Here is an 11,796-nt window from a genome sequence, read left to right as displayed (position 1 = left end):
AGCAAAGGGTGGGTGATGGTACTCCGTGTCGCATTCAGCCGCACAGGACATTTGGCACGTGCCGCACCTGCACGTATCCTTCACACTTCAATGCCTAGCTTCACGTCCCTCACAGGGGTAACACTTATTTCCACGTGGACGCTGCAGCCTCTACGACGTCCGTACTGACGGACCCTTCCCGACAACTGCGACTGCTGATCGACAGCGTGCGCGATCATGCGCTGTACCTGCTTGATCCCGAAGGCATCGTCTGCAGCTGGAACCCCGGCGCCGAGCGTATCAAGGGCTATTCAGCCAACGAAGTGGTGGGAACGTATTTCGGTCGTTTCTACCTGCCCGCCGAGCGCGATGCCGGTGAGCCACAACGCCTGCTTCGCCTCGCGGCGCAGCACGGCCATGTCGCCAGCGAGGGCTGGCGGGTGCGCCGCGACGGCTCGTCGTTCCGCGCCAGCGTGGTCATCGAACCGGTCATCGAGGGCGGCGAACTGCTCGGGTTCGTCAAGATCACCCGCGACATCACCGAACACTGGCAGGCACAGCGCCTGCTGCGCGATGCCCAGCGTGCGCTGCGCAACACCCAGCAGTTCGAAACGGTCGGCCGGCTCAGCCGCGGCCTGTCGCACGAGTTCAACAATCTGCTGACCACCATCGGCAACGCCCTGGACCTGCTGTCACTGCGCGTGAGCGGTGAGGACGTGCGCGCCGCCGAACTGCTCGATGCCGCGCAGGCCGCGACCGACCGCGGCGCCCTGCTGACCCGCCAGCTGCTGGCCTTCAGCACCGGCCAGACCCTGATCCGCGAGCCATTGGACATGAACACGCTGGTGCGGCAGTGGTTGCCGGATCTGCAGCGTGCCTGCCCGCCCACGGTGACCCTGGATGCACGCCTCACACCGGGCCTGCCGCCGGTGAGCACCGATGCGCTGCAGCTGCAGACCGCGCTGGCCAACCTGGTGGCCAATGCGGTGGAAGCCACCGTGGATGGCGGCCGCATCCTGATCGGCACCGCACTGGAACATCGCCTCGACCCGGATGCGGACACCACGCTGCAACGCGGATATGTCACCCTCAGCGTCTGCGATGAAGGCCACGGCATGGCCGCCGACATCGCCGAGCGGGCGACCGAGCCGTTCTTCACCACCAAGGACATCGGCAAGGGCAGCGGCCTGGGCCTGAGCCAGGTGTTCGGATTCACTACCCAGAGCGGCGGCTTCGTCGACGTGTCCACCACCCCCGGTGTTGGCACCACGGTCAGCCTGCTGCTCCCCGCAACAGAGGAAACACCCGATGACCGATGACCCGATCCGCGTACTGATGGTGGAGGACCAGACTGATCTTCGCGAGATGATCGGCCTGGCCCTGCGCGACTTCGGCATCGAGGTGGCCACCACCGCCGATGGCCACGAGGCCGCGGAACTGCTCAAGGGCGAAGCGCGCTTCGATGTGGTGTTCAGCGATATCAGCATGCCCAACGGCATGTCCGGAATCGAGCTGAGCGAGCACGTGGCACGCGAACAACCGCAGGCACGGATGATCCTCTCATCCGGCTACGCGCGCTCGCAGCTTCCGCCGCTGCCGGAGAAGGTCGAGTTCCTGCCCAAGCCCTACCGCCTGCGCCAGCTGGTGCAGCTGCTGAAACAGGATTGAGAGTCCGCCGGGCCTGGCCCGGCGCATCCGTTCCTGTAGCGCCGAGCCCACGCTCGGCAGCGGTGCTCAGTAACGCCCCACCAGGTTCAGGTACCACCCGCGATGGGTGTAGTCGAACTTGGTCAGGTCGTCGCTGAAATCGGTGAAGTTGTAGCCCACGCCGACGCGGAAATTACGCCCGATATCACGGTCGACACCGGCCAGCCAACCCTGCCGGGTACCGCCGTCGCGCACGTCCAGCAGGCGGTACTCCAGCAGCCCATGCCACTGGTAGTACAGGTCGTAGCGCAGCTGGCCGGAGGCGAAGTTGGTGGCCGAGTCGAACCACGGACCGGTACCGCGCCCATAGCGCACTTCGCCTTCGCGGCGGGCCGCCTTCGCCGCCACTTCCCAGCGCTGGTCGATGCGATACACGCCCTCAAGTGACAGCACCTGGGTGCGCTGGTCGTAGTCGACACCATTGACCTGCCCCATCGTCGACAGGTCATACAGGTAGCTGTAACGGCCGAACAGTGCCCAGCGATCGTTGTCCCACGGGCGATAGGCGAAGCCGAGGTTGCCCTCGATGAAACGCGCGCCCGCCACCGGATTGATCGCATCATCTGTGTCGGCGTAGTTGAAGCGCGCCGCGATCCGCCAGCTGTCGTTGAGGCGGTGGCTCAGGCGGTTGGTGCTGACCCACTGCGTGCGACGCTCCGCGCCGGTGTCGCGGCGCCATTCCAGCTTGCTCTGCCATTCGGTGCCCGGCGAGGTCCGCCCGCCGGACAGGCTCACCGCCTTGCGATCGACCTGCCCGGTGCTGGCGTCGAGCTTGCCGTTGCTCAGCGTGAAGCCGGCGTTCCAGCCCACGGCAGGATAGAAATCCATGCCGAAGGTGTGCGCCAGCCCGGATTCCTGCCCGGATTTGAGGAACTGGCTTTCGTTGAACACGTTGACCTGGTCGGACAACCGCCAGCGTTGGCCCAGCGTCCATCCATCCTGCGCATTCGGGCTGAACAGCGGGTCGTACTCGCTGCGGTCGGTCGACTGGGTGAATGCACCATAGAAGCTGTGCTGCGGTGTCAGCCGGTACTCGGCATTGACCTGCGCCGCCGTGCCACGGTCGCCATCGCTCACCTCTGCACCGACAGTGGACAGGTTGGCGAAGGTCCAGGTGCCGCCGGCCACCACCGCATCGTTGTCGGCATAGCGGCCATGGTCGTCGTCCACGGTCAGCTGGCCGCCACCGTAGACATCCAGCGACGTGCCGATGCGGTGGGTGTAGCGTGCTGCAGCCAGCACGCCGGCCACGTTGCTGCCACTGCCGCGGTCCTCCTGCACCCGGCGCAGCTCGGCCGACAGGCGGTCGTTCTCACCGATCCGCCATTCGGCTGTGGCCTGTGCCTGGATCAGCGACTGCGCACCACGACGTGCCTCGCTGTAGCGTGCGTACAGACTGAAGTCGTCGGTCACATAACCGAGCAGCTCGGCGCCCTGTTCGCGCACCCGCTGACCGGTATCGAAGCGTCCGACCGAATAGCCACCGTCCACCTGCCGCCACCAGGCACCCGCGCTCCAGTCGCGCTGGGTCCAGCCCAGCTCACGCAGGTTGACGCGTGCTTCGACGGCGGTCGCCTCGCCTTCGCGCGGCCCTTCCGGATTCAGGCGGCTGAAGCTGAGGCCGCCGTTGTCGGAGAAGAACACCGGTGCACTGGTCGCCTCGCTGCGGCTGTGTTCGACCTTCAGATAGGTGCCACGGCCGGCCTGCAACGTCAGGTCCGCGCCCTTCAGCGAATAGTCCTGGCCGGCGCGCTGCTCATCCACATAGGTGGCACCCACCGCGACATGATCGCCAAACCAGTGCTTGCCACGCACGCCCGCGGTGATGTCATCGCTGTCGAACCCGGTCGGCACCCACTCGTAATCCACGATCAGGCGCTGTTCGTAACCATCCAGCGGCACATCACGGCTGATCCGGCGCAGGTTCTCGCGGCTGACCTGCGCCAATGGGCGGGTCAACAGGATGCGGCCCTGCAGGGCGTCGATCTCGTAGTCGGCACCGCGCACCATCGGTACACGTTGCTCGACACGGCCGGTGGTGCGGTCACGGATTTCCAGCACCACCTGGTCCGAACCACTGAGGATGCTGGCGTGGCGCAGGTAGTACAGGCTGCCACCGGTACCGATGAACTCGCTGTGGCCAGGCGCGGTCTCGGCCTGCGAGCCGAACAGGCGCAGCTCGCTGCGCGCGTCGCCCCAGGCGTTGGCGCCACGCGAGCGCCACGACAGGGCCGCACCGTACAGCGAACGCACGTACTGCGCATACTCGGTGCCGGTCAGCCCGGTGTTGTAGTTGCCCCACAGCGCCTGGTTCTTGTCCCAGTCCATGCGCAGGTAGAAGCGCCCCATGCTGTCGACATCGCGCTGGGTCAGCGAATCATCGCCATAGGTCGGGTAGTACAGGTCCGGATCGAGGCTGCGGAACAGATCGCGCGGATCGGCCGTGGTAAAGCCGGTGAACAGCTCGTCCAGCGGGCGATTCTGGGTATCGGCCTGCGCGGTCAGCAGGTAGCGACCACGGGTCTTGGCCTTCAGGTAGAAGGCCAGGCGCCCATCGCTGAGCACATCATCGTTGCGCTCGCCACGTGCCAGGTCCTGCCCTGCCCCGCTGGCTTTGTTCTGGTACACGGTGATGTCGGCCAGGCCGACACCGAACAGGTACTGGCCACTGACATCGACCTGCAGCGTGCGCGCGATCGCCGGTGCATCCGGCCGCTCCACACGCACATCGAAGGCGTGGTGGCCGATCGGCATCAGGTACTCGGCGGCGAACTTGCGATCCTGGTCCAGTGGATAGCTGTCGCCGTTGATCTTCAGCGAGGCCCCCAGCGGCAGGTCCCGGCCACGCAGGCGCACCCGCGAGCCGTACACCGGAATGTTCTGCTGGCGCAGGCCGTTGCTGTCGAACACCTGCTGCAGCAGCGACAGCGACGCCGCCTGGTTGGCATCGACGGCGGTGCCGCGGCGATCTTCCAGCGCATCGCGCAGCTGCTGGTTGCCCCGCTCGAACTCCGCCGGAGTGACCAGCTGCATCGACTGCGCGGTGGTTTCATCGACATTGCCTTCGGCGTCGAAGGCACGCAGCACATAGACCAGGCGGTCGCCGCGACGCAGCGGTGTCGATGCCGGCAGGGTGCCATCCCAGGTGCCCTGCGCAACGGCGGCCACCGGCAGTTCGAACGTTGCCAGCGGCGCCACCCGGTCAGAGTCGCTGCCGCGGTAGACACTGACTTCCAGGCGCTGGATGAAGGCGGTGTAGTTGCCGCGCACGTAGAACTCGACCGGGCGCACGATGCGTCCCTCATCGAAGGCCACCATGCCCGGCGCCGACACCGACAGCTCCGGTTGGCCCATCGCGGGGTCTTCGGTGGCCCAGATCGCGCCGCCTTCCGGCAGGCGGATCATGAACTCGCCACGCACGGTCGCCTTGCCCGGCTCATCGATGGCCACGCTGACCCGGCGATCCGGCTGCAACGCCTGCGAGCTGGAACGCGTGGACGTTCCTTCGGTCACCGGCTCGTCGTAGCTGCGCGAGCGCAGGCTGAACAACAGTTCGCCCTCGGCATTGCACTGGCTGCCGTCACACCGGATCGGCGCCGGCTCGGCGGTGGGCGGGGCGGCCTGGGCGGTAGCGGCCAGGCCCAGCAGCAGTGCCTGGTACAGCGCGGCACGCGGCAGGCGGGCCGCGCGACGGGCGGCAGAGTGATGCGCGCTCATCGGCGGGTCTCCTGTTGGCGGGCGGCCGCACGGGTAGCGGCGCTCTCCTCGTTGCGAACGCGCAGGCGCTGCTGCACGGCGGGGCTGAGCTGGCTGCGCAGCGCATCGAACACGGCGCTGGCACGGCGCAGGCCCAGTACCTGGTTGTAGGCATGGCTGCCGCGCACATCGGTGTGCCCGACCAGGCTGACCTGGCCACCCCCCATCTTCTCCAGGCGCGCAGCGATCGCCGCCAACAACGGCTTGAATTCCCCGCGCACGGTGGCCTTGTCAGTGTCGAACAGCACGTTGCCCAGCAACGCGCCATTCGCATCGACACCGGCCAGCAGCGAATGCGGGTCCTGCACATCGGTGCGCAGCTGCACGGTCAGGCCGGCGCGCGCGCTTTCGGCCACTTCGGCCTGCATCGCATCGCGCACCACTACGGCACGGGCGAAGGCCAGTGCCTGGCTTTCACCATTGGCTGCGATCACCACGTCACCGCCCTGGTAGCGGTTCACCACCTCGGCCATCTTCACCAGCACCGGGCGGTAATCGGCACGCAGCGCGCTGCTGCCCGGGGCAAACAGCACTTCGCCCAGGGCCAGCTCCATGCGCTCGGCCGGCGCCTGTGGCGACGGCGGCAGGCGCACGCCGAAGCTGAAGCGCGTCGGCACGCCCTGGGTCACCCGCCGCAGCAGCGGATTTTCGGTCGTCAGCTCCGCACCGGCCGGCACCGTGGCCGGGTCCAGCTTGATGATGAAGTTGCGGCCCAGGCGCGCATCACCGCCGTGGACGTCGGCAAGGTGGTAGCGGCCGAACGGATCGGTCTCCACCAGCAGGCCCTCAACCGTGGCCAGGCGCACGCCGGGGATGCCCTGCTCCTGGATGCCCTCGTTGCCGATCACATAGGCCACTTCATAGCCCTCAGCGACGCGGGCAATTTCGCGGCGCACGGTCGGCTCGGCGGCGGTCAGGCCCTTACCGGCCTCGCCACTGCGCTGCACGTCCGTGCCGCCCTGCGCGTCCATCCGCAGGCGGTGACCCTGCGCGCTTTCCAGCACGAAGTCATCGGTGAAAGCCAGTTCGCGCAAGCGCTGCCGCACCACCACCTGGTGTGACTCGGTGCTGTCGGACGTCGACGCGCGGCCGTGCACCGTGCCGATCTGCACGCCGTGCAGCAGCGGTGCGCTGGCATCGGCCAGCGGCTGCGGGCCATCGCCGCGATCCAGCGTGGTCGAGCCGGCCACATAGGCCGAGGCCGCGAAGCCGCCCTGCACGCGCACACCGGTCAGCTCGGCACTGTCCTGCCAGCCGTCACCATCGCGGTCATCGAACACGGTACCGAACACCAGGCTGTCTTCCAGCAGCGGATCGGCATCCATCGCCACTTCGGCGGTGGCGATGTTCGACAGCGGGCTGCCATCATCGGCCGTCGCCACGGCCTGGTTCACGTGATTGCCACTGCGTACGCCAGCGCCGACGCGCAGCAGGTAGGTGATGGTGGCGCTGCGGCCGACCGCGATATCCACCGCGCCGATGCGCAGCGGCGACTGGCTGCTGGCCAGCGAGAACGCGCCGTCATCGTCGGCCACGCGCATCGAACCATCCACGTAGCTGAAGCCTGGCGGCGGCGTATCGACCACCACGCCATCGCGCCAGTGGCTGCTGCCGACGTTCTCGACCACCAGCTGGTAGCGCACCAGATCGCCCACTTTCACCCGGCGCGGACTTGCGGTCTTGGTGATGCGCAGCGCGAAATCGGACACCACCTTGTGGCGCGTCTCGCAGGTCGTGCACTCGGGCGGCGGCGAGCCATCCGGGTATTGCCCGCGCAGGCGGTTCAGCACCTCGGTGCGCGCTTCCTGATTGACGATCGCCTGGTAGACCCATTCATGGCGGCCAACCGCGGTTCCCGCCGGCAGCGTGCACACGATGTCCGTTGCCTGCTGCACGCATCCGGCGGGCAGGCTTTCGATGCTCAGCCCGGCATCGGGGGTGTCCACCAGCTGCAGCGGCTTGCGCAGGGATGCGCGCTCGACCGTGGCGACCAGGGTATAGCGCAGGCGGTCGCCAGGACGCACCTCGGTGCCACTGGCCGGGCCAGCCTGCTTCTCCAGCACCACGCGCGGCTCTGCAAGTGCGTGCTCGGTGCTGCAGTCGCCGCTGCAGGTGGGCGTATCACCGCCACTGCCCAGTACGGCGTTGCGCACGCTGCCACTGGCCTGTGCATTGACCAGCGTGCGATAGCCCAGCGTGTAGGTGCCCGGCGCAGTGCCGGCTGGCAGCGAGCAGACCAGCGGATTGCTGGCGTTGCAGGTGAACGGTCCGGGCTGCGTGACCGACTGCAGATCCAGGCCCACGCCCAGCGTGTCGGTCAGCACCAGCGTATCGGTGGTCTGCGAGTTCGCGATGGTCACTTCAACGCTGTAGTCCACAGCATCGCCGACGCCGACCGGCGCAACGGTGGAGGACTGCTTGCGGTAGGTCACCACCGCTGCCAACACCGGTGTGGTGGTGCTGCAGTTGCTGGTGCAGGTATTGGTACCCGTGCCACCACCCAGCACCGCGTTGCTCACGCTACCCTTGGCTTGGGCGTTCACCTTCGCGGTGTAGTCCACGCTATACGTGCCCGGCGCGGTGCCGGCCGGCAGCGTGCACACCATCGGGTTGGCCGCGCTGCAGCTGAATCCCTGGCTGGCAGTCACCGCGCCGAAGTCCAGGCCGGGGCCCATCGTATCGGTCAGGGTGAACACCGCCGTGGTGCGCGAGTGGCTGACCACGGCGGTCAGCGTGTAAGCGATGCTGTCACCCACCTTGACCGGACCTGCCGCAGCCGAGGTCTTGCGATAGTCGATCTGGCTACCGGTGACCGGCGTGGTGGTATCGCAGTTGGCGGTACAGGACGGCTTGTCGCCGCCGCTACCCAGCACGGCATTGGTGACCTGGCCGCTGGCCTGCGCATTGACGACTGCGGTGTAGGACAGGCTGTAGCTGCCCGGCACAGTCCCCGCAGGCAGGGTACAGACCAGCGGATTGGCCGCGTTGCAACTGTAGGCACCCGCACTGGTCACTGCGCCGAAGTCCAGGCCGGTACCCAGGGTATCGGTCAGGGTCACTACATCGGTGGTGCGCGAGTTGGTCACCACCGTGGTCAGCGTGTAGGTCAGGCGATCGCCCACCGAGACCGGGCCGGTGCCGCTCACCGACTTGGCATAGCTTACGCCGGGCGCCGCCACCGGGGTGGTGGTGTCACAGTTGACACTGCACGACGGATTGTCGGTGCCGCTGCCGAGCACGGCGTTGCGGACACTGACGCTGGCCTGCGCATTGACGGTGGCGCGGTAAGTCAGGCTGTAGGTGCCCGGCACGGTACCGGCCGGCAACGTACACACCAGTGGATTGGAACCATTGCAGGTGAAGATGCCGGCACTGCTGACGCCGCCGAAGTCCAGGCCACTGCCCAGGGTATCGGTCAGGGTGACCACGCCGGAGGTACGCGCACGCGTCACGGTCGCACTCAGCGTGTAGTCGATGACGTCGCCGATCTGCACCGGACCACCGGTGGACGCCTGCTTGGCATACACCACCAGCGCGCTGGCCATCGGCGTGGTGGTATCACAGCTGCCCACGCAGGAGGGATTGTCGGTGCCGCTGGGTACCACCGCGTTGCGCACCTGGCCGCTGGCCTGCGCGTTGACGATGCCGGTATAGGAGAACGCGTAGCTGCCCGGAACGGTACCCGCCGGCAGCGTGCAGACCAGGGGATTGCCCGGCGTGCAGCTGAAAGCGCCTGCGCTGGTGATGCCACCGAAATCCAGGCCGGCACCCAGCGTATCGGTCAGCGTGGTCACCGCGCGGGTGCGCGCGTCAGCCACCACCACCGTCACGGTATAGGCCACCGCATCACCGATCGCGACCGGGCCGGCGGTACCACTCGCCTTGGACACCGAGATCCTCGGCGCGGCCACGGGCGTAGTGGTGGTGCAGTTGCTGCTGCAGGTGGGGGTATCGGTGCCGCTACCGACCACGGTGTTGACCACCTGGCCGCTGGCCTGCGCATTGACGGTGGCCGTGTAGCTCAGGCTGTAAGTGCCGGGCACGGTACCGGCCGGCAGCGTGCACACCAGAGGATTGGCCGCGTTGCAGGTGAACGCACCGGCGTTGCTGACACTGGCGAAATCCAGGCCGGTGCCCAGGGTATCGGTCAGCGTCAGCACGTCGCGGGTGTTGCCATCGGCCACGGTGACATCGACGGTGTAGCTCACCGTCGTGCCCACCGCGACCGGGCCGGGCGTGTTGGAGCGCTTTGCATAGCCCACGCGGGTCACCGGCACGGTTACATCGCTGCGCGTGCAGTGGTCGGCATCGGTGCAGCTGGCGCCCGGTGCGGGCGCGTTGCCGCTGTTGAAGGGGTCGTAGCCACCGCCGACACTGGCGTGATTGGTCAGCACACCGGTCGCCGCTGCAGTGACGGTCACCGGCAGGGTAAATACCGAACTGGACCCGGCGCTGCCTGCCGCTGCAAGGACCTGGGTGCTGGTGCAGGTGACGTCCTGGCCACTTGCGGTGCAGCTCCAGTTGCCACTGGCATGCGTGCCGCTCCAGTTCGGCGCGATGCCGGCCGGCAGCTGGTCACGCACGGTGATCGTGCCCGCCGCCACATTCGGCGGATTGCCGGTCGGCACATCGCTGGTGTTGCTCACTGTCAGCGTGTACTCGGTACCGGCCTGGCCATAGTTCCAGACGCCGCCGGTGGCATTGTTGCTCTTCACCACCTTCAGCGACGGCGCGGTGATGGTGATCCGGTGGTCCTCAACCTCGCCGTCGTCGGCCACGCCGGTCGGGTTCTGGATCTGGACCGCGTTGGTGGAGTAGCGCAGGCGCACGTAGCTGGTACCCGCCAGTACCTGGGCGGGCACGGTCCAGGTCAGGTTCGCCTGGCCGCCACTACAGGCCGCGATACCGCTGCGCTCGTTGGCATCGAACACCCCATTGCGGTTGAAGTCGATCCAGCCGGCCACGCTGCCATTGCCCACGCAGGCGACCGGCTGGTTGATCTGGGTACCGGCCTGCATCACCGTCAGGCGGTAACTGGTCGGCCAGGCATCTTCTTCGCGGCTTCCCACCTGCGGGAAGTTGTCATCGCCCAGCGCATCCAGGCTGTAGCTGCTGCGCTGCTCGGTATCCGGGCCGAGGCTGCCGAGGAAGTCGGTCAACGGCGGCGCCAGGCCACCCGGCGTGTAGCCTGCGGTGTTGATGTTGAAGTTGCTGGCGCCCTGCGGGATGCCGTCGGAACGGAACTGCAGATCGTCCACCACGTGCATGGCATCGCCATAGCTCTGCGGCGCGTCGCCGAAGTCGGCGTAAGGCACCAGCAGGCCGATCGCGATCGCGGTGGTGCCGCCGCCGCGCATCGAGAAGCCCATGTTCACTGCCAGGTTGCCCGGCGCGTGTGCGGCGTTGTCGAAACTGAGGAAGGTGACCGCTGCGGTGTTGTCGTCGTTGCCGGGGCCGAAACGGATGACCTGGTTGGCGCCGCTGGTCGATTTGTTGACCAGGTACGGCGTGGCGTTGGACAGGTTCTTGCGGACCTCGACCACGTTCCAGGTGCCCTGCGCGCTGGCCTCGACGAATTCGCCGCTGTTGTTGATCGACTCGGCATCGGCCATCACTACGCCGCGCAGGCGGTACGGGGCGCCGCCCAGGGTCGACGTACAGGTGATGCTGAAGCTGGAGGTGCCGCTGGCACGTGCGATACCGGCGATCAGCTGGTTGCTGGTGCCAGTGCCGCCGATGTTGTAGAGGTCGTCAAGGCTGTCGCCACCGAAGTTGCCGGGACGATAGCTGCGCAGCACATTGGTCTCGGCCGTGTTCAACCGGCAATCGACGCGCAGGTTCACCCCGGCCGCGACCGGCATGTCGATGGACGACATCGCGCCATCGTTGAGTGCGACGTTGTTCACGCCATTGGCACCGCCCCCCCAGGTCAACCACAGCACGGTGTTGCGGTACGGGCTGCTGCCGCCGGTGGCGTAGGCGGCGGCCCAGGCCAGCGACGGCATCGTCAGCGACAACAGGGCCAGCAGGCCGGCCCTCAGCCAGCCGCTGGATCGCCCTGTCCGGGCACGTTTTTTGGGATGAACGCATCCACCGCCCGCGCTTTCGCGCGACGTCGTCGACTGCCACATGGTTGATTTCCCCGTCGTCGACCCTTGCCGGGCCGAAGGTCAGTGGGTGACCAGCAACGAATTCCCCGGTGCGGCGGTACACATGACTGCGTGTTCCGCCGGGTCCGTGGCGATCTGCTTCGTCCCTTGTCCCCGGTTGGTCAGGCACATATAACTGTGACGACCATAACATATTGCAAACAATTATGTGATGAAGAGCACATTCACATTTGCAGAGTCTGGC

At 67.2% G+C, this 11,796-nt stretch carries 4 protein-coding genes; 2 read left to right on the top strand and 2 right to left on the bottom strand.

Annotated elements, in window-relative coordinates:
• Positions 1–134 precede the first annotated feature (134 nt).
• Positions 135–1,298: a PAS domain-containing sensor histidine kinase gene (locus N440_RS06770; protein WP_133934503.1), complete on the top strand. Its 1,164-nt coding sequence runs from the start codon at positions 135–137 to the stop codon at positions 1,296–1,298.
• On the top strand, positions 1,288–1,647 hold the full coding sequence (locus N440_RS06765; RefSeq protein WP_006436191.1) for a response regulator: 360 nt from the start codon (positions 1,288–1,290) through the stop codon (positions 1,645–1,647). Before N440_RS06770 ends, N440_RS06765 begins: the two co-directional genes overlap by 11 nt.
• A gap of 66 nt (positions 1,648–1,713) precedes the next feature.
• Here N440_RS06765 and N440_RS06760 read toward each other — a convergent pair whose 3' ends face one another.
• Both N440_RS06760 and N440_RS06755 read right to left on the bottom strand, forming a co-directional pair.
• Positions 1,714–5,403: a hypothetical protein gene (locus N440_RS06760; RefSeq protein ID WP_133934502.1), complete on the bottom strand. Its 3,690-nt coding sequence runs from the start codon at positions 5,401–5,403 to the stop codon at positions 1,714–1,716.
• Positions 5,400–11,459, bottom strand: coding sequence for a CshA/CshB family fibrillar adhesin-related protein (locus N440_RS06755; protein ID WP_243831295.1), 6,060 nt, complete (start codon positions 11,457–11,459; stop codon positions 5,400–5,402). The genes N440_RS06760 and N440_RS06755 overlap by 4 nt, the downstream gene beginning before the upstream one ends.
• Positions 11,460–11,796: the final 337 nt, after the last annotated feature.

Origin of the sequence: Stenotrophomonas sp. CC22-02 (assembly GCF_004365115.1) — a bacterium.
In the GTDB taxonomy this organism is placed as follows: domain Bacteria; phylum Pseudomonadota; class Gammaproteobacteria; order Xanthomonadales; family Xanthomonadaceae; genus Stenotrophomonas; species Stenotrophomonas forensis.
This window is presented reverse-complemented; position numbering and strand designations above follow the sequence as displayed.

What these genes read in the sequence shown, in the direction of transcription:
- N440_RS06760 (WP_133934502.1), bottom strand. Translation starts at nt 5,403, where the DNA reads ATGAGCGCGCATCACTCTGCCGCCCGTCGCGCGGCCCGCCTGCCGCGT.
- N440_RS06765 (WP_006436191.1), top strand. Translation starts at nt 1,288, where the DNA reads ATGACCGATGACCCGATCCGCGTACTGATGGTGGAGGACCAGACTGAT.